Annotated in this window: 16 protein-coding genes; 5 read left to right on the top strand and 11 right to left on the bottom strand. The window is 72.1% G+C overall.

All coding sequences use genetic code 11. The features are described from left to right. Positions 1–324 precede the first annotated feature (324 nt). On the top strand, positions 325–2,037 hold the full coding sequence (locus tag OG310_RS15580; protein ID WP_329456483.1) for a glycoside hydrolase family 9 protein: 1,713 nt from the start codon (positions 325–327) through the stop codon (positions 2,035–2,037). Positions 2,038–2,139: 102 nt separating this feature from the next. Here OG310_RS15580 and OG310_RS15585 read toward each other — a convergent pair whose 3' ends face one another. From OG310_RS15585 to OG310_RS15600, 4 genes are all read right to left on the bottom strand, one after another. Then, positions 2,140–2,877, bottom strand: a complete 738-nt coding sequence (locus tag OG310_RS15585; protein ID WP_329456484.1) for an alpha/beta hydrolase — start codon at positions 2,875–2,877, stop codon at positions 2,140–2,142. Then, a complete protein-coding gene (locus tag OG310_RS15590) occupies positions 2,874–3,779 on the bottom strand; it encodes a citryl-CoA lyase (protein ID WP_329456485.1) in 906 nt (301 codons plus the stop codon). The genes OG310_RS15585 and OG310_RS15590 overlap by 4 nt, the downstream gene beginning before the upstream one ends. Further along, complete coding sequence (locus OG310_RS15595) at positions 3,776–5,035, bottom strand: CaiB/BaiF CoA transferase family protein (protein ID WP_329456486.1); 1,260 nt, start codon at positions 5,033–5,035, stop codon at positions 3,776–3,778. The genes OG310_RS15590 and OG310_RS15595 overlap by 4 nt, the downstream gene beginning before the upstream one ends. 260 nt (positions 5,036–5,295) lie before the next feature. Further along, positions 5,296–6,111, bottom strand: a complete 816-nt coding sequence (locus OG310_RS15600) for an IclR family transcriptional regulator domain-containing protein (protein WP_329456487.1) — start codon at positions 6,109–6,111, stop codon at positions 5,296–5,298. 176 nt (positions 6,112–6,287) lie between these two features. Here OG310_RS15600 and OG310_RS15605 point away from each other — a divergent pair, with 176 nt between their 5' ends. Continuing rightward, on the top strand, positions 6,288–6,818 hold the full coding sequence (locus OG310_RS15605; protein ID WP_329456488.1) for a VOC family protein: 531 nt from the start codon (positions 6,288–6,290) through the stop codon (positions 6,816–6,818). 340 nt (positions 6,819–7,158) lie between these two features. Here the strand turns inward: OG310_RS15605 and OG310_RS15610 are convergent, their stop codons facing one another. Then, positions 7,159–8,016 (bottom strand): LPXTG cell wall anchor domain-containing protein, encoded by an 858-nt coding sequence (locus tag OG310_RS15610; RefSeq protein WP_329456489.1) that lies wholly within the window; start codon positions 8,014–8,016, stop codon positions 7,159–7,161. Positions 8,017–9,061: 1,045 nt separating this feature from the next. Here OG310_RS15610 and OG310_RS15615 point away from each other — a divergent pair. Then, entirely contained in the window at positions 9,062–10,459 is a 1,398-nt protein-coding gene (locus OG310_RS15615) for a beta-1,3-glucanase family protein (protein ID WP_329456490.1), read from the top strand. 444 nt (positions 10,460–10,903) lie between these two features. Beyond that, positions 10,904–11,746, top strand: coding sequence for a TrmH family RNA methyltransferase (locus tag OG310_RS15620; protein ID WP_329456491.1), 843 nt, complete (start codon positions 10,904–10,906; stop codon positions 11,744–11,746). Positions 11,747–11,974: 228 nt separating this feature from the next. On the opposite strand, the gene OG310_RS15625 is transcribed toward OG310_RS15620, so the two are convergent. Together OG310_RS15625 and OG310_RS15630 are read right to left on the bottom strand one after the other, a co-directional pair. Beyond that, positions 11,975–12,805 carry a ferritin-like domain-containing protein gene (locus OG310_RS15625; RefSeq protein WP_329456492.1) on the bottom strand — a complete coding sequence of 277 codons (831 nt, stop codon included), beginning with the start codon at positions 12,803–12,805 and terminating at the stop codon, positions 11,975–11,977. Then, complete coding sequence (locus OG310_RS15630; protein WP_329456493.1) at positions 12,802–13,593, bottom strand: ferritin-like domain-containing protein; 792 nt, start codon at positions 13,591–13,593, stop codon at positions 12,802–12,804. The genes OG310_RS15625 and OG310_RS15630 overlap by 4 nt, the downstream gene beginning before the upstream one ends. A 303-nt stretch (positions 13,594–13,896) precedes the next feature. Here OG310_RS15630 and OG310_RS15635 point away from each other — a divergent pair, with 303 nt between their 5' ends. Next, positions 13,897–14,478: a hypothetical protein gene (locus OG310_RS15635; RefSeq protein WP_329456494.1), complete on the top strand. Its 582-nt coding sequence runs from the start codon at positions 13,897–13,899 to the stop codon at positions 14,476–14,478. A 187-nt stretch (positions 14,479–14,665) separates the two neighbouring features. Here OG310_RS15635 and OG310_RS15640 read toward each other — a convergent pair whose 3' ends face one another. The 4 genes from OG310_RS15640 to OG310_RS15655 all read right to left on the bottom strand — a co-directional run bounded on the left by OG310_RS15640 (position 14,666) and on the right by OG310_RS15655 (position 21,946). After that, entirely contained in the window at positions 14,666–16,150 is a 1,485-nt protein-coding gene (locus tag OG310_RS15640; protein ID WP_329456495.1) for a hypothetical protein, read from the bottom strand. A gap of 52 nt (positions 16,151–16,202) precedes the next feature. Beyond that, positions 16,203–16,388: a hypothetical protein gene (locus OG310_RS15645; RefSeq protein WP_329456496.1), complete on the bottom strand. Its 186-nt coding sequence runs from the start codon at positions 16,386–16,388 to the stop codon at positions 16,203–16,205. Positions 16,389–16,429: 41 nt separating this feature from the next. Next, positions 16,430–20,284 (bottom strand): ACP S-malonyltransferase, encoded by a 3,855-nt coding sequence (locus tag OG310_RS15650; protein ID WP_329456497.1) that lies wholly within the window; start codon positions 20,282–20,284, stop codon positions 16,430–16,432. Between the two features lie 441 nt (positions 20,285–20,725). Further along, entirely contained in the window at positions 20,726–21,946 is a 1,221-nt protein-coding gene (locus OG310_RS15655) for an MFS transporter (RefSeq protein WP_329456498.1), read from the bottom strand. Between the last annotated feature and the right edge of the window lie 101 nt (positions 21,947–22,047).

Consider the following 22,047-nt stretch of genomic DNA (forward strand, 5'->3'; position numbering starts at 1 on the left):
CCGGACTGATCAGATACCAAAGAATGCAGGGAACGTACCAGTTGAACCAAAGCAATACAACAAGTAACCTCGCTGCAATCCGCAGCACACCGCGCGAGCCCGACACCGGCTCTCTCGACAGCCCAACTGGTCCTGCACAGAGCCTTGATGAAGTCGCAAAACCCCCGCTATGGAGCTGTTCCGTGCCTCCCTGGAGCGAGCCGCGAAGACCCGGGCGAGCAACCACGAGCGACTTCGGGCGACTTCGAGCGACTTCGAGCGAACACGACGGACTGTCTACACCAGACCACGTAAGACCACTTTGTCTCCGGAGGAGTCCCGACGATGGCGACGATCCTGACCAACCACATCGGCTACAACACGGCCGGCAGCAAGAAGGCGGTAGTCCTGCTGACGGGTCCGGCCCCGGACCGCCCGGCCGGCGCCGAACCCGCGGGCGCGGCGCGGCTGGTGGGCGACGGCGTCGACACACCCCTGGCCGTCGGCGCGCAACAGGCGGTGGACCGCTGGACGGTGGGCACGTTCCGGGTCATCGACTTCAGCCACGTGCGCGACGAGGGCGTCTTCCGCATCGTCTACGGGGACGAGCGCTCCGAGCCGTTCCGCATCGGCGGACGCGTCCTCCAGCAGAGCACGCTCTCCGACATCCTGTACTACTTCAAGTCGGTGCGCTCCAGCGGCGCCATCGAGCGCAAGGACCGCACCGCCGGCTTCTACCACGACGACTCCGGCACCACGGTCGACGCGCGCGGCGGCTGGCTCGACGCATCCGGTGACTACAGCAAGTTCCTCAGTCACCTCAACTACACACGCATGATGAACCCGCAGCAACTTCCCCTGTGCGCTTGGGCGTTCATGGAAGCACGGGACACCCTGACGCGCCGCACCCCGCAGTTGCTCAAGGCTCTCGGGGACCGGCTGCGCGACGAGGCCCTGTTCGGCGCGGACTTCCTCGTACGGTTCCAGTCCCCCGAGGGCTACTTCTACACGGCGATCTTCGACGCACTGACCAAGAACCTGGACGAACGCGTCATCAACGCGCCCCTGCAGGACTCGGTGCGCACCCAGCGCTGGCAGGCCGCCTACCGCCAGGGCGGCGGCTTCGCCATCGCCGCGCTCGCCCGCGCTTCGACCCTCGACGACCACGGCGACTTCACCTCCGCCGAGTACCTCGCCGCCGCCCGCCGGGGATTCGACCACCTGGAGGCGCACAACAAGGAGTACCTGTACGACGGCGAGGAATCCGTCATCGACGACTACTGCGCCCTGATGGCCGCCGTCGAACTGGTCCGCGCCACCCCGGACGCCGACCCGGCCCTGACCGCCGCCGCCGAGCGCCGCGCCCGGCAGCTCATGGACCGCCGCACCGACTCCGGCCACGGCTTCCACCACCTCGTCGGCGACATCGAGGGCCGCCCCTTCTTCCACGCCGCCGAGTCCGGCCTGCCCGTCGTGGCGCTGCTGCGGTACGCGGAGGTCTGCGCGTCCTCCCCCACCGCCGGTCAGGCCAGGACGACGGCGCTCGCGCTGATGGCCGACGCGGCGTTCCTCGCCGACGAGGTCGCCAACCCCTTCGGCTGCGCACGCCAGTACGTGCAGTCCACCGGCGCCGAGCCGCGCACCAGCTTCTTCTACCCGCACGACAACGAGACCGGCTACTGGTGGCAGGGCGAGAACGCCACCATCTGCTCCCTCGCCTACGCCGCCTGGCTCGCCTCCGAACAGGACGGCTGCGACGAGCCGTTGCGGGAACGGCTGCGCACCCTCGCGGAGGACCAGCTGCACTGGGTGACCGGCCTCAACCCCTTCGACTCCTCGATGATCAAGGGCGTGGGACGCAACAACATCGAGTACAAGCCGGATTACCCGAACGTCCCCGGCGGCATCCTCAACGGCATCACCGGCGGCTTCGAGGACGAGCACGACATCGCCTTCATGCCCGAGCACCACCGCGCCACCGGCAACGGCTGGCGCTGGACCGAGCAGTGGATCCCGCACTCGGCGTGGTTCCTGCTGGCGATGTCCGCCGCGCGCTGAGCTCCGAGCGCGCCAGGGGCGCCGGGGCTTCGGGGTCCCGGCGCCCCGGGTACCCGCTGTCGCCTCCGGCGCGGAGGAGCTGCCCGCCGTCCGGCGCCGCGTTCAGCCCTCGCGGCTCCGCGGCGCACGCCCCGCGGCACGGCCGGCTCCCGCCGCACGGGCCGCCCACGCCGCCTGGTCCGCGAGGAGCGACGTGAGGGCGTCCGGCGCGGAGAGGAACGGCGAGTGGTCGCAGTCGAGTTCGGCGCTCGCCATGGCCTCGGCCGCACAGGCGCGCTGCGCCTCGACCCGTACCGTACGGTCCCGCGCGCACACCACGTACAGCGTCGGCCGCCCGCACCAGGCCGGATCCGGTACCGGACGGTCCGGTACGGCGCTCCACATCGGGCGCCAGCGGCGCGCGGCCTCCTCGGCCGCCGCCTCGGGCGAACCCGAGTACAGCACCTCGCGCGCCTCGGGGCGCAGCACCACCGCGCCGTCCTCCCGTACGTCCGAGGCGGCGCGGAACGCGGGATACCCCCACTCGGGGCTCAGCGCGGCGGGCGAGTGGCCCGGCAGCGGCATCCGCGCCGCGACGTACACCAGCCGGTCGGCGCCGTGGCCGCCCGCCGAGACGGGCAGCCCGCCGTAACTGTGCGCGACGAGCACCACGGGGCGCCCGCCTGCCGCGGCGTCCCGCACCGCCGCGCGTACGGCCTCGGTGTCGTCCTCGTACGAGGTCAGCGGCAGATCCACGGCGAGCGCCCGCAGCCCGCGCCGGGCCAGCCGCTCGACCACGGGGGCCCAGCAGCCGCCGTCATGGTGTGCGCCGTGCACCAGCACGAGCACCGGCTCCCTCACGGCCGGGGTCCCGGGGCGCTCCCGCCGCCGAACTCCCCGGCCGGGTACGGATCGGGGTCCACCGGGCGGTTGTTGCGGTCGACGGAGAGGAACACGTCGTTCGCGACCGGGTGCCGCAGTTCCTCGGCCAGTTGCCCGATCAGCCCCGCCGTACGGGCCAGCAGCGCGAAGCCGCGCAGGAGCGGCAGCGGCAGATCGAGGTCCGCGAGGGCGGCGCCGCAGACACCCGCGCCGTTGAGCGGCAGCGTCCGGCCCAGCACGCGCGGATGGACGCGGCCGACCGCGGCGAACAGTTCCAGGTGCGGACCGAATACACCCTCCTCGCGGGCGATCGCCATCAGCCGGGGTGTGCGCGGGTCGCCCTGCTTGTGCACATGGTGGCCGAGCCCCGGTACGAACCGGCCGCTCTCGCGCCGGGCCGTGACGGTGGCGAGCGCGAGGGCGTCCCACCCCGCCTCGTCGGTGGGCAGCGGGCCCTCGTGCGCGTCCAGCACGTCGTGCAGGAAGAGTCCGGTGTCCTCGGTGACGCCGAGGAAGCGGGAACCCCCGCCGAGCAGGCCGGCCGCGAGCGCGCCCTGCACCGAGTCGGGCGCGGACAGGTAGGTCAGGCGCGTGACGATCGCGGTGGGCGTGAAGCCGTGGTCGGCGAGGGCGGCCAGCACCGCCTCGAAGACCCGGACCTGACCGGGGCTCGGACGGCGCTGGGTGGCCAGCCAGTAGGCGAGTTCGCCGAAGCCGACCTCACCCATGACGTCGGCGGCGAGGTCATGACCGAGCAGGGTGATCGCGGTGGGCGACGAGGCGCCGAGGGCGGTGGGGTAGCCGGGGCGGCCGTCTCCCGCGCCGTCCCGCTCGCCCTGCCCGGGGGTGGCGTCGGGCCTGCCGGGGCCGGGGCGCGTCATGCGTCCTCCCCCGTCCCGCCCGGCGTGCCGCGGTCCGCGGGCCCTGCCGGGTCGGGTGGCCCGCTCCGTTCGCGCGCGGGCTGCTCGGGGGCCGCCAGCCACGCGCGCACCTCGGCGCCGTGCTCGTCGAGTTCCGGTGGCGGCAGCTCGTACCGTGCCGGAGTCGCGGAGAAGGTGATCGGGTGCCGGGTGGTGGGCAGGGCGCGATCGCCGCTCCCCACCTCCACGACCGGTTCCAGGCCGAACCGTTCGGCCATCGCGAAGCCGCCGTCGATGGTGTTGATCGGCCCGCACGGCACCCCGGCCGCGACCAGCAGCTCGAACCATTCCGTGGCGCCGCGCTCGGCGAGCAGGGCGACCAGCACCGGCCGCAGCTCCTCGCGGTGCGCGGTGCGGTCCGCGTTGTGCGCGAAGCGCGGGTCGTCCGCGATCCCGGGGCTGCCCAGGACCTCGCACAGAGCGCGGAACTGGCCGTCGTTGGCCGCCGCGACGATCAGGTCGCGGTCCGCCGTCGGCAGCGGCTCGTAGGGGAAGACGCTCGGGTGCGCGTTGCCCATGCGGTACGGGACGACGCCGCCCGCCACGTACGCCGAGGAGTGGTTGACCAGCCCGGTCAGTGCCGACGACAGCAGGTTGACCTCCACGTGCTGGCCCCGGCCCGTCGCGTCGCGGTGCCGGAGCGCGGCGAGGATGCCGATGACGGCGTGGTTGCCCGCCATCACGTCGAAGACGGAGATGCCCGCCCGGTACGGGGAGCCGTCCGGGTCGCCGGTCAGGCTCATCAGCCCGGAGACGGCCTGCACCATCAGGTCGTAGCCGGGCACATGGCGTCCGGCGCCGGAACCGAAGCCGCTGATGGAGGCGTAGACGACACCGGGGTTGGCCGCGGCGACCGTCTCGTGGTCGAGGCCGTACTTGGCCATGCCGCCGGGCTTGAGGTTCTCGATCACCACGTCGGCCCGGCGCGCGAGTTCGCGGGCGGCGGTGAGGTCACCGGGATCGCGCAGGTCGAGGGCGACGGAGCGCTTGCCGCGGTTGACGCCGAGGTAGTACGTCGACACCCCGTCGCGTACGGGCGGCTGCCAGGTGCGGGTCTCGTCGCCCGCCGGGCTCTCGACCTTGACGACGGTGGCGCCCATGTCGGCCAGCAGCATGGTGGCGTAGGGGCCCGCGAGGACGCGGGAGAAGTCGGCGACCAGGATTCCCGTCAGCGGTGGATCGTCGGGCCCCGCTGTGTCCGCGCTGCTGTCCTGCATCTCGGCGCCACCCTCCTGTCCGGTCAGCGGACAATTGTCCGCCAGGGCGATATGACACCGCGCCCGGCATCCGCGTCAAGACACGCCGCGGCCGCCGGCCCCCGGCCCCGACCTCCGGGAGCGGACTTTCGGAAGCGGGCTCCGCGCCGGAGCACGCCCGGGCCCGCACGAGGCCCCGACCGCGCAGGGCCCTGCCAGGACCAGGCCCCTGCGCCCCGGGGACCCGGGCCCCACGCCCGCCGGGAAGCGGGCGCCGGGCCTCACGCCCCGACGGTCACCTGGGGTACGGCGGCCAGCCGTGCGAAGTCGGCGCCGATCTCACCCGCCGCCTGCAGCAGCAGCGGCAGATGGTGCTCCACCAGCCGGTCCACCGAGGTCTCCGCCGCGTGCGCGTTGACGTTCAGCGCGGCGATCACCCGGCCCTCGCCGTCGCGCAGCGGCGCCGACACCGACCGGATACCCGGCGCCAGCTCCTCGTCCGCGAGCGCCCAGCCCCGAGCCCGCACCTCGCGAAGCTCCCCGGCGAGCGCCTCGGGGCCGGTCGGCCGGGTGATCACGACGCCCGAGCGGGACGGCTCGGCGAGCACCCGCGCCAGCTCGCCGGGGCCGAGCGCGGCCAGCAGCACCTTGCCGAGCGAGGTCTGCGGCGCCGGGAAGCGGGTGCCGATCTGCACCGCCAGAGTCACGATCTTCGGGACCGCCACGCGCGCGACGTAGACGATGTCGGAGCCGTCCAGCTGGGCGATCGAGCAGGACTCGCGGGTCTGCCCCACCAGCCGCTCCATGTGCGGCCGCGCCACCTCCCACAGGCCCGAGGAGCGTACGTACGCGACGCCGAGGTCGAGCACGCGCGGTGTCAGCGCGTACCGGCCGGCGCCCGTGCCGGTGCCGGTGCGCACGTAGCCCAGCTCCTGGAGCGTCAGCAGGATCCGGCGGGCCGTCGGCCGGGCCAGGCCGGTCGCCTCCGCCACCTGGCTCAGCGACATCTCGGGGCAGCGCGCCGAGAACGCCGCGATCACCTCAAGGCCCCGGGCCAGGGCCTCGATGAAGTCCGGCGTGGTCCCCTCGCGCGCCATGGTGCGGCTCCTCTTCGCTGGCGGACGGCCCCTGCAGGTGGGCCGCAAGACCTTGACAACGTACCCGACAGGGACAATTGTCGGATCGCCTGACCGGCGTGCGGACAGATGTCCGCAAGACCGGCGGGCCACCTGACCCCCTCACCGGGGAAGCCCGTCCCAAGGGAGCGACGACGATGACCGAGGCCCTGCCGAGCCGCCTGCACCACAACGCCTATGTGACCACGGACCAGGAGGCGACCAGGGCCTTCTACGAGGATCTCGTGGGCCTGCCCCTGATCGCCACGTGGAAGGAGTCGGACGAGCTGTTCGGCAAGGTCCGCACGTACTGCCACACGTTCTACGGCCTCGGCGACGGCAGCGCGCTGGCCTTCTTCCAGTTCGCCGAGGAGGACGACCAGCGGCAGTTCGGCCCGAAGATGCCGCACTCGCCGTTCCAGCACATCGCGCTGAAGGTCACGGCGGAGGTGCAGGACGGCATCGCCGCCCGCCTGAAGGAGGCGGACTGGGAGCCGGAGGAGACGTACGTACTGGAGCACGGCTACTGCCGCTCGCTCTACACGCGCGACCCCAACGGGCTGCTGCTGGAGTTCACCCTCGACGCGCCCGGCATCGAGACCTCGGACGCGGAGCGGCGCCGCAGCGCGCACGACGACCTGAAGAGCTGGCTGGCCGGCGACCACACGAGCAACAACACCTACCGCTGACGACCGTTCGCGCGCCGCCGCACCGGCGACCTGCCGACCCGCCGCATCGCAGACCCGTCGACCCGCCGCGACAAGGCCACGGGGCTACGGGGGCTCGGGGCTACGGGGCTACGGGGCTACGGGGCTACGGGAGCACGGTGGACCAGGGCCCGGAGCCACGGCCCCGATCCGGCGGCGCGCGAACGTCGGCCCACGTGCCACAACGACGAACCGGCCGGACCGCTGGATGCGGTCTGGCCGGTTCGTCGTTGTCCGTGCGCCGTGCTCAGTGCCGCCCGGTGCTCGGGCGGCGCGCCGGGCCCGGGTGGCGCGCCACCCGGGGCGACGCGCCTACGCGGGATCAGGCCTGCGTGCGGTTCCGGCGGCGGGTGAAGACGACGGCGCCGGCGCCGATGACGACGAGGGCGGCACCCGCGGCGACGAAGGTGGTGGTCTGCGAGCTGTTGCTACCGGTCTCGGCCAGGGTCGGCGTGCTCGACACGGGCTGGGCGACCGGGGTGCCGGACGGGGCGGCGGTGTCAGCGACGGCCGGGGCGCTGCTGCTCGGCGAGGCGGACGGCGCGGTCGAGTCCGAGGTGGACGGGCTCGGGGAGGTCGAGTCCGAGGTGGACGGCGACGGGGTGTCGCTGACCGGCGGGCTCGACGGCGGGGTGGCCGGCGGGGACGTCGGCGGCGTGGCCGGGGGGCTCGACGGCGGGGTGGAGCCGCCGCCCTGGTCGCACTTGTCGAAGGCGCCGTTCCAGTGCGCGATCAGGTCGGTCGGGGTGTACGAGTCGGGGTAGTGCGGCAGGGCGCCGCTCTTGCCGTCGTAGACCTTGTTGTTGCCGTACAGGTCGATCTGGCCGAAGCAGTCCGACTTGTCGATGCCCTTGACCTGGAGGGTGGCCTGCTTGGTGCCCTTGGACAGGGTGGCCTGGTCGACGCCCAGGAAGACCTGGGTGCCGGAGGACTCCCAGCTGGGACCGTCGGCCTTGTACGCCGCGAGCGAGACCGGGTAGTCGCAGCCCTTGGTGACGTTGCCCGTGAGCTTGACCTGGATGCTGCTGGGAGCAGAACCGATCGTGTCGTTGGTGGTCCAGCTGTTGCCACCGTCGGTGGAGAACTTCAGCTGGACGGCGCCGCAGTGGCCCTGGCCCTGACCGCCCTTGTCGTGGGCGGACGCGGAACCCACGCCGGCGAGGGTCAGCGCCGCAGCCATGGAACCGACTCCGGCAGCACCTATCAGACGTCTGGCGAATGAACTCTGCACTTCGGTACTCCTGAATACGTGGCGGTGACCGGTTCCGAGCAGTGCTCACGTGCCCAGCACGCCGCGCCGCGGGCCTTGTGTCGCGCCCGGGTCGACGAGGAGCTGCCGCCGCCGAGGTAGTTGATGGTCCGTGCCTGATGGCCGGGGAAACGAGTATGCCGCAACAGCACGCACGTGACACAAGTGGCCTGCGGAAAACACACCATGACTATGTGTTGTTGAAGCAAAGCTGTGACAGAGGGGAAGGTGCAATCTCGACAAATGCCTCTCAACGGACGGGCGTCGACTCCAACCCACACAAGCGGAATTTTCCACTCCATGCTCATCGGGCCCCGCTTCCCCGGAGTCCCGGACCGGCAACACGCCCCAACCGTCACCGGATCGCACCCCTTTCCCTCCCGTCCGGCCGCCGCTCCTCCTCCGACGCGCCCAGCGGACCCCCGAGCGCCCCGGGGACGGCGTCCGATATCCGGCGTCCACCCCCACGAATCCGCCACAGCTCCACCACACACACCGAAACCCCCGGGAAGGCCACGACCGCACGCGCCCCGGGAGGGCCGGACGGACGGCGGAGCGGAGCACGGCCGCGGAGCCCGAAGTGCGGGGCCGAAGTGCGGAGGCCGAAGTGAGCCCGGCGGACGGCCGGGTGGGGCGCCGGGCGAGGTGGGCGGAGGGCCCAGTGGAGCGCATGCACGCGACCGGCCGAGGACCTGGCGGGCCCCGAAGCAAGGCCGGGGAGGACGGGAGGGCCCGGGGGGGACGGGTCGCCGCAGGTGAGCTCACGCAGCACCCGGACGGCGGTCGGGACCCGCCGGTATGCCGCCCCCGAAACCGCTCAACTCCCGTACAGGACAGAGAACTTGATCCTTTGACAGAACCGTTGACGGGCGCCGCGCCGACGGCATATAAACAGTCGCCCCGCTGAGAGCGCTCTCAGACCGCTCCCGGCAGGCCGAGGCTCAACTGGCCCCCACTCCCCTCCGAGGAGACACCCATGTCGAGCAGCAGCACCGGCGCACTCGTGCACCGGCAGCCCCCACGGCACCGGCCCAGACCCCTTGTCGCCATCATCGCCCTGGCCGCCCTCGTCGCGGCATGCCTCCTGGCACTCACGCAGGCGCCCGCCCACGCGGCGGGCACCCTGCTCTCGCAGAACAAGCCCGCCACCTCCTCCTCCACCGAGGCCCCCGGCACGCCCGCGTCGGCGGCGGTCGACGGAGACACCACGAGCCGCTGGTCGAGCGCCTTCTCCGACCCGCAGTGGCTGCAGGTCGACCTCGGCTCCACCTCCCAGATCAGCCAGGTCGTCCTCAACTGGGAAGCCGCGTACGCCACCGCCTTCCAGATCCAGACGTCCACCGACGGCACCAACTGGACGTCGATCTACTCCACCACCACCGCCACCGGCGGCGTCCAGACGCTCAACGTCACGGGCTCCGGCCGCTACATCCGCGTGTACGGCACCAAGCGGGCCACCCCGTACGGCTATTCGCTCTACGAGTTCCAGGTGTACGGCACCGGCGGCAGCGGCGGCGGCACCCCGCCCGGCGGTGGCGGCACCAACCCGACAGGCGACGCCTTCTGGGGCGACACGAGCTCCATCCCGGCCGCCCACAACATGATCGAGGTGAAGGTCCTCAACCGCACCAACGGCGCCTACCCGGACAGCCAGGTCTACTGGAGCTTCAACGGGCAGACGCACTCCATCGCCGAGCAGCCCTACCTCGACATGCCGGCCAACTCCTCCGGCCGTATGTACTTCTACGTCGGCTCGCCGACCAGTCAGTACCAGGACTTCATCGAATTCACCGTCGGCGGGGGCGTGTTCAACGGCAACACGACCCGGGTCGACGCCTGGGGCCTGCCCCTCGCGATGCGGCTGCACGCGAGCGACGGGTACGACGTCCAGGTCGGCGACACCCAGTCGCTGTTCGACGAGTCGCGCGACCAGGTCTTCACGGACTTCGTGGCCGCCGTGCCGCAGCAGTTCCAGGTGCTGGCCCGCTCCCAGGCCCCGTACCGGATCATCGCGCCCGGCAGCGACCCGAGCTTCCAGCCCGGCGGCGTGAACGCCAACTACTACACCGCGTACGCCCAGTCCGTCGGCGTGAACGAGACCACGCAGCACATCTTCGGCTGTGCCGGCAGCCTTGCGGGCGATCCGAACACGTGCGCCGCGCTCAACCGCCACGTGGCGACCCTGCCCGCGGCCCAGCAGTCGGATCCCGGCCAGTTCTACAAGGCGGGCCCGGCCAACTACTACGCCAAGTTCTGGCACGACCACGCCCTCAACGGCCTGGCCTACGGCTTCCCGTACGACGACGTGGCCGGCCAGTCCTCGTACGTCTCGCACGGCAACGCGCAGTGGCTGGAGGTGGCGGTCGGCTACTGAGCCGACCGACGCGCCGTGAAGGACGGTGGTGCCCGCGGGGACGGACCCGGCGGGCACCACCCGCGTCCGGTGTCGGGGCGGGGACACGGGGCGCCGGGCGGGGACGCGGGGCGAGGACACGGGACGCCGGGCAGCCCGGCCGGGGGCGCCCCCGCCGGACGCGTGTCCGTCGGCACGGCCCGGCCCTCCGGTGCCTCCCCCCTGCCATCCGCGATCTCCCGCGTCTCCCGCGACAGCGGCTTCTCCCGCATCTCCCGGACAGCGGCTCCTCCGGCGTCGCGGATGAGCACGCCGGCGCCCCCGCCGCGAAGAACACCGTCCACGACGGGGCCGAGGCCGTGACACCGCCACTGTCACCGCCACCGGCGGCCCATGGCGGCGGCCCACGGGCGGCGGCCGACGCCCGTGGCGGGCGCTCCGCCCCGGGTGCGAAAGAATCCCCCCATGAACGGCTCCCACTCCTCCCCGAGGACCACCCCCGCCCACACGACCGGCGGCACGCCCGCCGGCCGTTCCCCGAAGGACACGTTCATCACCGTCTACGGGCGCATGCCGGTCCTCGAAGTCCTTCAGGACACGGCGCTGCGGGTGGACAAGCTGGTCGTCGCGGACAACGCACGCGGCGACAACCTGGACCGCATCCTCCGGCTCGCGTCCCGGCGCGGCGTACCGGTCAGGGAGGCGAGCGCCCACCGGGTGAAGGTGCTGGCCGGTAACGGCAAGCACGACCAGGGCATCATCGCGGACGTGGTGGCTCCCCGGATGGCGCCGCTGGCGGAGTTCCTGGACCAGCCGGCCACCGACCGCGCGGCGCAGGGCCGGGGAATCCTGGTGCTGGACGGCGTGAACAACCCGTCCAACGTCGGCATGATCCTGCGCACGGCGACGGCCGCAGGGCTCGCCGGCGTGGTCCTGCCCCGGGTGGGCTCACCGAGCGTGGACCCACTGGTGATCAAGGCGTCGGCCGGAGTCGCCTTCCACGCACCGATCCTGCGCTGCCGTACGGCGGCCGAGGGCCTGGAGGACCTGTCGCGGGCCGGATACCGGATCTACGGTCTCTCGGGGGAGGCCGAGGGCTCCTTCTACACCGAGCGGTTCCCGGAGGACGTCGCCTTCGTGCTGGGCAACGAGACCGAGGGCATCTCCGACGAGGCGGAGCGCTGGGTCGACCGGTCGCTGCACATCCCGATGGCGGGCGGAGTGGAGTCGCTGAACGTGTCCAGCGCCGCGGCGGTCCTCTGCTTCGACCTGGTCCGCCGCGCCGAGGACCGCGCCGCGCGCGACTGAGGGGTGCGGGCGAACGGGTGCGGGCGGCGGGTGCGGGCGGAACGGGCGACGGGCTCCTCCCGCGACCGGCTCCGGGCCCTGCGGGCCGCCAGGGACGCGCACCCGCGGCACGCACCGTGCTGCGCGCCGAGGACGCGCGGCGTGGTGCGTGCTGCGTGGTGCGTGCTGCGTGCTGCGTGCTGCGTGCTGCGTGCTGCGTGCTGCGTGCTGCGTGCTGCGTGCTGCGGATCAGACCGTCAGCAGTGCCGGGCTCGCGGCCTTGTCGGTCGGCAGGAACGAGTCCGGCACCGGGTACTGCCCGAGCACGAAGTGCAGGATCGACGCGTGCATGGCCTCGACCGGCGCGATCGTCGCCGCCGTCTCGATGGCCGCCTTGCTGGTGACGGTGGAGACCGCCACGAGGTAGGTCTGCGCGGCCTGGTCCTCCAGCTGGAGGGCGAGTTTGGCCACCGCGCCGACGCTCGTGGCCTTGCCGAGGGCCGCCGTCACATCGGCCTGGTTCGACAGCGGTACGTTCGTGATCGCGGGCTTGCCGGCCTGGCGCAGCGCCGCGTTCCACGCCTTGGCGTGGTCGGCGTGCTGGGCCATGGCGGTGGTCACGAACGTCGCGACGGCGGGCGGCACCGTGCCGAGCTTCCCGGCCTTCGCCGCGGCGAGCGTCGCGCGGTACGCGCCGACGGCCTGGTTCTCCAGGGCCACGGCCAGGGCCACGACCTTCAGGTCGCCCGTGTACGTGCCGCTGCCGGCGGCCGAGGACGCGGCGGCGGGGGCCTCCGTCGCCGCCCCCGCGGACTTCTTTCCGGTCCCGCCGCCGGAACAGGCGGCCAGGGCGAACGCGGCGGCCGCCCCGCCCGCACCCAGCAGGACCGTGCGGCGGCCCGCGTCGCGGGGCGCGACGCCCGCGGCTGCCGCACGGCCGCGGATCCCCGCGCCCAGGTCGGTGGTCCCGGCGTGCAGGGCGGGCAGCGTGGCGCGGTGTGCTTCGTCCATGTCCCGCGTCATGCGGGCGAGTCGGTTCTCGGTGATCCCGAGTTCCCAGCTGTCGCGTTCGGCGCTCACTTCACGGCCCCCTCGGTGATCGGCGACGCGTCCTTGGTCGGGTAGAAGGTGTCGGGGATCCCGGCGCTGCCCAGGTCGGCCGGCAGCTTGGCGGCGTCGGTCGGGATCGCGATCAGGTCGGCCATGTTCCCGGCGAGCAGCGCCTGCACCGACAGCAGCGTCGTGCGGTGCTGCGCCTCGACCGGCGCCACGGAGGCGAACAGCCTGCGCAGTTGGGCGCTGCTGACCTGCCCCACGTTCTTCGTGTAGGTCTGGGCCGCCACGTCCTCCAGCGTGATGGCCAGTTTCACCACGTCCGCCGGGGTCTTGATGCCGGGCAGCGCCGCCTTGACGACGGCAACGTACTTCGGGTCGGGCGCGTTCTGCGCCGTGCCACCCGCTTGCGTGGCGGCCGCGTTGAACGCCTTGGCGTGCGCCTCGTGCTGCGCGGTGGTCCTCGCGATGAACGTGGCGACCGTCTTGTTGCCGTTCTTGACGAACGGGAGGCCCGCCGCCGTCCGGTAGACGCTGATCGCCAGGTTCTCGATCGACGCCGCCGTCTGCAGCGCCATCACGTCGTCGCTCGACGTGGCCGCGACGGCCCGTACCGCCGACAGCGCCACCGCCGCACCGGCGGCGCCCGCCACCGCGCTGCCGCGACGCCACCAGTTCCGGCGCGACCGGTCCCCGGTGGCCTCGGCGAAGTCGCCCAGCGCCTCGTGAGTGATCCGTACCGCGTCGCTGTTCAAGTCCTGCGACTGCTCGATGAGTTCTTCCAGCAGCCGGGTATCGATGCGCTCTACGCCCATCACGCCCCATCTCCAGACGGCGCACCCGCTCCGTCAGCAGGCGCTCGCGCCGACTATTCGCCACCACCGTCGGCCCGGATCGGTCACGTGGGGAAATACCGGCCTCTATTCCCTCTTACGGCGCAATACGCGGCGCCCGCCCTCCGGTCCGCCGGTCGCGCCCGCGGGTCCGGGGCCCGGCTGCGAGGGGCCGCCCGCTGATTCGGGCCAGGTATCGGCGAGTACCCCCGGGCCGGGTGTCCCCCTTGCTGTAATGGGCGGGCGCGACGGGTCAGGGGAGCGGGTGGAGGAGGCGGTGCGGCCATGGGGTGGCAGCGGGACGAGTTCGGCTCGTTCCACGAGGGCAGGCCGGGACCGGTCCTCGCCGACGGCGACGAGCCGAAGCCGGTCTACGTGGACACCGGCAGCAGCGGCGTGCACGAGACCAGTGAGTGGTGGGTCCACGACGGTGGCAGGAGCGGGCCCCGCGCGGTGGACGTGCGCGGCTCCTGCTCGTGCGGGTGGCGCGGCGCGTCCCGCTACCCGATCGACTGGGACGCGCTGGCCGAGGATGGTCTCCAGGACTTCGACGTATCCGGCCCGTACACCGACTGGGAGCGGCACCTCGACGACGTCGCCGCGCAGTCGGTGCCCCTGCCCGTGGGCCTGGAGGAGTTGCTCGAACAGGTGGAGGACCGGCTGGACGCGCTCGCCGACCAGGCGCCGCTCGCCGCGCTGAGAGCCGTGGCGGCGCTGGAGCGCACCGCCAAGCGGGTCGCGGGCGAGGCCGCGTTCGCGGTGGAGCGGGACGGACCGCCCTGGGAGACGGTCGGGAGGGCGCTCGGCATCACCGAGCGGGAAGCCCGCTCGCGCCTGCTCGGCTACGCGCTGCGTCACCGCCGGTAGCGGCCCGCTCCGGTGGGGGGATGCGGGACGGGCCGCCACCGGATCGCCGGGGAGTGTAAGGGGGGCCGACCCGACGGGACAGGAGCGGACCGGACCGGACCCCCGGGCCCGGACCGGACGGGTCGAGCACCCGGGCCGGGCCCGGGTAACACGCCGGGGCCCGCCCCCTGAAACGCGTGCCGTGATCTCAGCCGCGTGGCCCCCGGTGGAAGTCGAACTCCTGGAACAGCGCGGTCGCCTCACGCCCCGGACCACGCAGCCGCAGGGCGTAGCTGACGAGGGCGTGGTTCAGCATGTACAGCCGGGGCTCCTCGCGGCCCTGGTCGGAGAGCCGGTCGATGACCCAGGAGATGGGCGTGGCGCCGCCGTAGCTGTCCCGGGGCTCGAACAGGAGGTGCGCGGAGCCCAGTTCCGCCAGCACGTTCAGCGCGTAGGCGAACGGATAGGGGCGGTTGACCCGGTCGTCGTCGGTGCGGTCCAGGTCGGGGAAGCAGTCCACGAGCCGGTCCAGCGCCGTGGGTTCGATCAGGTCGGTGCGGCCGGTGAGCAGGGCGGTCTGGAGGATGTAGGGGTACGAGATCCCGTTGAGGAAGTAGTTCGCCCCGGGGTCGGTCCGCCTCCATTCGCCCACGATGCCCTCGACGAAGCCGTCCAGGTCCGGGATCTGGTCCCGCAGCCGGCCGAGGTTGTGCAGGGCGACGAGGTAGTACAGGCCCATGTGGGTGCGTTCGACCGGTCGGAGGCCGGCCATCAGGTCCTTCGCCTCCGCCAGCCGGTCCCGGCCGTAGGACAGGTACTCCTCGGGACGGCCGCTCATGGCGATCGCGTTCAGCATGGTCAGCAGCGGATAGACCCGGGTGAAGGCCGCCGACATGGGCTGCGGGAAGGCCGGGGGGTTGTCCAGTTCCCCGGCACGGTCCAGGTGGGTGAGGACTTCCTTGATGTGGTCCCGGCCGTTGTCGTCGACGATGTGCCGTTCATGGCCGAGCAGCGAGATCACCGACAGGAGCATGGCGCCCCCGCGCCCGCGGAAGAACGGCGCGGGAATCTTCTCCAGCAGGGCGAGGGCTTCCCGGACGTAGTGCCGGGGCCCGGTCACCAGCCGTTCCCCCAGACCGAGTTGGCCTATCGCGAGGAAGGCGGCGGTGTAGGCCGACAGCTTCTCGTAGTGGCCGTGCCGACCCGCGTTCTCGTCCTTGATCCGGTCGGCCTCGATCGTGTCGACGACGTCCAGGGTCTCCGCGGCGAAGTCCGCGTCTGCGCCCACCAGCAGGGTCCGGTCCAGGCCCAGCTTGGCGAAGGCGTCCATCAGGACACAGCCGGCCATGACCCGGAAGTACGGGTTCTCCTCGGCCCGCACGGTGGCGAGGATCGGGCCGAGGTCCGCTTCGAGGTCGCGGCGGTGCAGGCAGCGGGCGGGGTCGGTGACGTCGAGGACGAAGTGGGCCAGCAGCCGGGAGAACCGGGTGTACGCGCTGCTCTCGGCGCCCTTCGCGGCGAGCAGGGCGAAGGCGTGCCGGATGCGCGCGGCGGCGACCGGGTTGTAGGCGATGGGGTGCTGGCCGAGGCCTATGCCGCGCACCATGCGGCTCCAGGGCGTGGCGATCATGCGGGTCTCGTTCGACAGATGGTGCAGGCCGTCGACCGGGACCGGGAACGTGACGAAGGTCATGGGTGTTCCTTCCGCGGTGTGCGTACCGGGCGTTCGGTGAAGTGCGGGCGGTTCAGGCGTGTTCGGTGAAGCGGCGGTCGGTGAAGCGGCGGTACGTCCAGCGCTGTGCGCTTCGGCGGTGTTCGGTGATGTGCCGGGGATGGCTCGACCCGATGTGCTCGGCGACGTGGCCGGGACTGCCCGGCGGCCGCCGGGTGAAGTGCCGCGCGGACAGGCGGCGTTCAGCGGGCGCGGACACCGTGACCGGGATACCCCCGACGCGGGTCCGCGTCCGCTCGGTCAGGCTGCCTCGTCCACCCGTTCCGGGGCGTACGGCTCTGCCGCGTGCAGGGGTGTTCCGTGGGCGAGATGGGGCAGCGGGGGCACGGCAAGGCCGAGGAACTCGGTCCTGGTGCCCTGCAGCATCTGCAGCGCCCAGTTGAGCCACTTGACGCCCTCGCAGTAGATCGCGACAGGGCGGCGCTGGGCCTGGTAGGTGTCCGTGAGGGTGCCGTCCAGCTCCTTTTGGAAGTGGAACGGCGGCATCGCGGTGAAGTGCTGTCCCATCATGAACACGAAGCGGACCAGCCAGTACGGGTCGTCCTTGAGGAAGGGCGAGTCCGGGTCGTCCAGGCCGAGCGCGGCGGTCATCACCGTCGCGAAGTGGTCCTCCATGCCCCGGGGCGACGCGGTGTCGACCGTGCCGCCGTGTGCCACGACGTCGCGGACGCGGTAGGACCGCTGGTAGGGGTTGCCGTCCTGGAACGCGATGTCCACCCGGGGCGTCATCCCCTCGCCGGTGGCGACGTGCATGCTGAACCGCTCGAAGTGGATCTCGTCGTAGTGGCCGAGGGAGTTGTGCCAGGGCTTGTTGTCGTACATGGCGTCGTCGCGGGTGTCCTTGCCCTCGCCCTTGAAGCCGATGGCCCGCGGGTCCAGGAACATGATCCCCAGCGCATCCGCGGTGATGGCCGCGAGCGCCGCGTCGACGTCCCTCTTCGGGGCCCCGGACTCGATCACCCGCTGCGCGTGCAGCAGCGGCGCGGTGTCGAGGATCTTGATGTTCTCGGTGTTCGTGTCGCCCATGACGAGGGAGTGGAAGGCCGGTTCGAGGACGTCGAGGAACTCGGCGGTGTCCCGGAACCTCCGCAGCAGCTCGGCCGCGTTGAGGTAGGAGTGGCCGTCGATGACGATGTGCTCGCTCGCGAGGAGCGCGTCGTCGAAGGTGCCGGGAGCCGTGCGGCGGCACAGGTCCAGGCGGTCCTCGATCTTCCTGAAGTACGAGATGTCCACGGTCTCGCCGGGGGCGGGCACCCGGTTCTCGCTGTGCACGCTCTCGTTCAGGACCCGGATGATCTGCTCGTAGAGGCGCGCGACGACGGCCGGCGGGGGTGTCCGCTTCTCGATGAACCGGCTGACCTCCTCGCCGCCCACGTAACTCATCTCGTAGATGACCTCGCGGTCGGCCGTGCGGCCGTCCGTGCGCCGGTGCGCGGGGACGGGGATCTCCCGTTCGAGCACGGTGAATACCTCAGGGAAGCAGCCGCGCACCGAGGCGGGCAGGGACTGGAGGAACTCGGCCTGCTTCTTGGCCTTCGCGAACGGCGGCAGCATGACGCCGTTCCCCTCGGGGTTCCAGTGCGCGGTCGTCAGGGCCTCGCTGAGGATCTTCCGGACCGTGATGTGCTCCTCGCCCTCTTTCCTCACGAAGATCGTCATGGACTCGCTGCCGCCCTTGCCGAAGCTGACGAGCGTCTCGTCCAGGTGGATGTAGGCGCAGACGGTGCTGGAGAGGACCCGGCGGCTGCGGGCGTTGTCGAGGACGCAGGCGCTCTCGGCGGTCAGGCCGAGCTGGCAGGTGTACTCGAAGGCGTCCAGGGCGGGGTTGAGCCGCTTGCGCCACGCCTCGGCCGGTTCCCGGACCGTGACGACGCCGGTGTCGTACGGTCCGGCGTCGACACCGGCGTCCGTCGAACCGGGGCCGAGCGCGACGATCTGGCAGTTGCCGCCCAGGTGGATCCGCCGCGCCCCGGTGGCCGGGGTGCCGGACGGCAGCACGGCGCGGGTGGCGTCCGCGAGGTCCTTCCTGGACTGGACCGGCACGCCCTCGGGGGACACGAGCGGGATCAGGCCCTCGGTGAGACCGGACAGGATCCGCTCCACGGTGTCCCCGCCCGGATCGGTGGACAGCGCGACGGCGTCGGCCAGGGAGAGTGCGCCGGCGGCCGCCAGGGCCGCGAGCCAGCCCTCCGTGTCGGTCGCTTCGAGGTAGTGGTCGGTCCCCGCGAAGAGCGCGGGCCGGTGCCGGGCGAGGGCCTGGAACAGCAGGTACGGGTGGACGACGCGGTGCCCTGCCGGGGACAGGGCGCCGGCGTCCAGGCCGGCGCCGACGGGATCCGTGTCGCCGCGGCGCGGGGTGCCCGGCATCAGGTCGCCCGCCTGCAGGTCGACCGCACCGGGCAGCCGCTCGCCGCGCGCCCGGTCGAAGGCACCCAGGTCCGTGGGGCTCTCGTCCAGCAGCAGCCGGGTCCCGGCGGCCACCTCCGCGTCACCGAGGTGGGGGAGCGAGTCGAAGTGGACGACGACCACCTCGGGCCGGCTGGTGCGGACCGTCCTGGTCGTGGTGGCGCCCGCGGCGTCCAGCACCTTGAGTTCGACGCACGCCCTGCCCAGCAGGGCGGGGTCGGTGGCGGTGATGTCCTTCTTCAGGCGTGCCCTGACGACCAGTTCACCCCGGGCCGCGTCGATGTGCTCGCGGTAGTTGCGGGTGTGCTGGAAGACCTCCAGGAAGTCGTGGAACCCCGCGGCCCCCGCCCGCCCGGGCCGCGGCGCCTCATCGGCGAGGATCCGTCCGAGGACGCGGGAGAAGTGGTCGTCGCAGAACTCGCTGTCGGCGGCGAGGCCGAACACTTCCCGCAGTGCGTCGTGGTGCGCGGCACCCGGTGCCTCCGCGCCGGTGCGCAGGCGCTCCAGCAGGAGCGTGAGGCGCTCACTCGCGGCGAGGACCCTCGGCAGCCGCCCGCCGTCCCCGGGCCCCGCCGTGTACGCCGTGACGGGGGTGAGCACCCCGTTGTCCTTCAGCAGTCGCACGGACTTGCCGCCAGGCCCCAGCTCCACCACCAGGTCCGCACCGAGGCCGTCCAGCGTCGCGCAGGTGTCCTGCGAGGCCATGACGCGGTCGGTCATGGCGAGGACGCCGAGGCGGACGCCGGCCCCGGTGGTCAGGAGCGAGCTGTCGTGGTTCGACACCACCGGGACCCGGGGCTCCGCGAACCGCACGCCGTTGATGTCGAGGAAGCGCTCCAGCGCGTCGCGCGCGGGACGCATCCGCGCGGAGTGCGCCAGGAAGACGGTCGGGTCCTTCAACTCCTCGACGGACACCCGCGGGAAGCGGGCGACGAACCGGTCGAACTCCGTCTTGACGCCGGTGCGCACGTAGAGGTTGGCCTGCGTCGGCGCGTAGGTCTTGTGCAGTTCGACGTCGGAGAGCGGGTACGCCTCCCGCAGGCGCCCCAGCACCGTCTCGAGGGCCTGTGGGCTCTGCGCCCGCACGGCCACCACATGGGAGGGCTCCGGCACCAGCGGCGCCCGCCGGTCACCTCCCGGCAGGTAGCAGGAGACGGTACGGGCGAACGCCTCGTCGGTGTCCCGGGCCCCGGCGGCCACCAGCATCAGCGGCGTGAACACCTGGGCGATCCTGACGCCGTCGGCCACGGACAGGGCCCCGCTCGCCACGGCGGCCGTCAGGATGCCGAAGCTCTCGCCGGTGTAGGCCACGACGTCGGCCAAGGCCCCGTCCTGCCCGCCCGCGTGCCGCAGACGGGCGTCAAGAGCGAGGCTGTGCACCAGCAGGGCCGCCCCGATGAAGCCCTGCCGCTCCAGCTTCCCCTCGGGAAGGTTCTCCGAGGCCACGAGCAGGAGGTCCGGCCGCCCGGGGAAACCGAGGGCGCCTGCCGCCTCCTCGTAGACGGCCGTGATCGCCGGTATCCCGGAGTCGAGGAGGGAGCGGCCGAGGCCCTGGTAGGAGGCCCGGCTGCCCAGCCCGGGGAAGAAGCCGGCCATGCGGGCATGGCGTGCGGGACCGAGGGCCTTGACGACGGGGACGGCCCGTCCCGTGGTGCGCGGGGTGTCGACGGATGAAAGGGAACGGGTCACGAAAATCGCCTTCTCGGGTTGTTTCCGGGGGAGACGGAGCGCCTTTGGCCCGTGCCGTGCATCGCTCACTCTTCGTTCGCGCGCTGTGGTGCGCGCCGCCGGGAGAACCGGCGCCCGACAACGGGGCCGACGCTTTCCCCGGATCGCCGGAACGAATCGCTGAAAAAATTATGTCGGGACCTCGTAAGCGGGTTCAACCGACGCCGATACAGGCTTCGTCATTTCTCTACAGGCCCCGCAAAGGACGTTCAGGGGACCGTCAAGCGCACGTCAGAGGAGTGTCAACACCGCTTGCCAGCAAGGTGCATTGCCCTGATGGCATTCTTTTCGAAACTCTGTCGTCACACTTCTTCCGGGCGCGAAAAAAATCAGGTCCGAGGAACTCGAAAAGTTCCTCGGACCTGATTCTTCGAATGGTCTGCGCGCCCTCCGGACGCCCGTTTACCGGACGCCGGTCCCCACCGTGCCCGCGCCTGTCCCGACGCCTTCGGCCGCACCTGCGGGAACGGCCGCCAGAGCCGGTGACCGGCCGCCGAGCGAACCCCCCACGACGACGACGAGCCCGGCCAGGGCGAGCCCGGAGCCCACCCACAGCGGCGAGGCGAACCCGAATCCCGCCGCGAGCGCCAGGCCGCCGAGCCAGGCGCCGAGCGCGTTGCCCACGTTGAAGGCGGCGATGTTCGCTCCGGAGCCCATGGTCGGCGCGTCCGACGCGTACTTCATCGTCCGCACCTGGAGGCCGGGGGCCGCGGCGAGACCGATGGTCCCCATCAGCAGCAGCGCGATGACCGTCGCGATCTTGCTCCCCGCGCTCAGCGCGAAGAGCGCCATGACGACGGTGAGGCCCGCCATGATGCCGATCAGCGTCTTGTTCAGGGACTTGTCGGCGCCCTTGCCCCCGAGGAAGTTGCCGAGGAACGTACCGACACCGAACAGCACGAGCAGCCAGGGCACGGTGCTGGTGGCGAACCCGCTGACATCGGTGAGTGTGAAGGCGATGTAGGTGTATCCGCCGATGACCCCGCCGAAGGCGAAGACGCTCAGCACGATGGACACCCAGACCTGACCGCGCCGGAAGACGGCGAGTTCGCTGCGCAGGTTCGTCCCCGCGGCCGCCTCGGTCCTGGGCACCAGGACCTGGACGCCGATCAGGGTGATGACGCCGATGACCGTGACGGCCCAGAACGTGGAGCGCCAGCCGAGCTGCTGGCCGAGGAAGGTCCCGAGCGGGACACCGAGGACGTTGGCCGCGGTCAGCCCGCCGAACATGAGGGCGATGGCGCTGCCCTTCTTGTTCGGGGCGACCATGTCGGAGGCGACGACGGCGCCGACGCTGAAGAACGCGCCGTGGCACAGGGCGGCGACGATCCGGCCGACCATGAGGAGCGAGTAGGTGGGGGCGATCGCGGAGATCAGGTTCCCCGCGATGAACAGCAGCATCAGGCCGACGAGGACCTTCTTGCGGTCGAAGCGGGCGATCGCCGCGGTCAGGGCGATCGCACCCACCGCGACGCTCAGCGCGTATCCGGAGACCAGGTAGCCGGCGGTGGATTCCGAGACGTCGAAGGTGTGCGCCACCTCAGGCAGCAACCCGACGATCCCGAACTCCGTGAGGCCGATACCGAAGCCCCCCAGCGCCAGGGCGATGAGCCCGACAGGCATGTGAAAACCCTTCGTTGCAGTGGCAGTTGCGGTACGGGACCGCGCCCTGAGACCCGGTCAGATCGAAGTATCGCAGAAGTTCGATGCGTCCTGTCAAGGCG

The organism is Streptomyces sp. NBC_01497 (assembly GCF_036250695.1).
Taxonomy (GTDB): domain Bacteria; phylum Actinomycetota; class Actinomycetes; order Streptomycetales; family Streptomycetaceae; genus Streptomyces.

Excerpts from the sequence above, each read along its gene's own strand:
- OG310_RS15580 (WP_329456483.1), top strand. The coding sequence starts at position 325 with ATGGCGACGATCCTGACCAACCACATCGGCTACAACACGGCCGGCAGC.
- OG310_RS15590 (WP_329456485.1), bottom strand. The coding sequence starts at position 3,779 with ATGACGCGCCCCGGCCCCGGCAGGCCCGACGCCACCCCCGGGCAGGGC.
- OG310_RS15595 (WP_329456486.1), bottom strand. The coding sequence starts at position 5,035 with ATGCAGGACAGCAGCGCGGACACAGCGGGGCCCGACGATCCACCGCTG.
- OG310_RS15600 (WP_329456487.1), bottom strand. The coding sequence starts at position 6,111 with ATGGCGCGCGAGGGGACCACGCCGGACTTCATCGAGGCCCTGGCCCGG.
- OG310_RS15605 (WP_329456488.1), top strand. The coding sequence starts at position 6,288 with ATGACCGAGGCCCTGCCGAGCCGCCTGCACCACAACGCCTATGTGACC.
- OG310_RS15610 (WP_329456489.1), bottom strand. The coding sequence starts at position 8,016 with ATGGCTGCGGCGCTGACCCTCGCCGGCGTGGGTTCCGCGTCCGCCCAC.
- OG310_RS15615 (WP_329456490.1), top strand. The coding sequence starts at position 9,062 with ATGTCGAGCAGCAGCACCGGCGCACTCGTGCACCGGCAGCCCCCACGG.
- OG310_RS15620 (WP_329456491.1), top strand. The coding sequence starts at position 10,904 with ATGAACGGCTCCCACTCCTCCCCGAGGACCACCCCCGCCCACACGACC.
- OG310_RS15630 (WP_329456493.1), bottom strand. The coding sequence starts at position 13,593 with ATGGGCGTAGAGCGCATCGATACCCGGCTGCTGGAAGAACTCATCGAG.
- OG310_RS15635 (WP_329456494.1), top strand. The coding sequence starts at position 13,897 with ATGGGGTGGCAGCGGGACGAGTTCGGCTCGTTCCACGAGGGCAGGCCG.
- OG310_RS15640 (WP_329456495.1), bottom strand. The coding sequence starts at position 16,150 with ATGACCTTCGTCACGTTCCCGGTCCCGGTCGACGGCCTGCACCATCTG.
- OG310_RS15655 (WP_329456498.1), bottom strand. The coding sequence starts at position 21,946 with ATGCCTGTCGGGCTCATCGCCCTGGCGCTGGGGGGCTTCGGTATCGGC.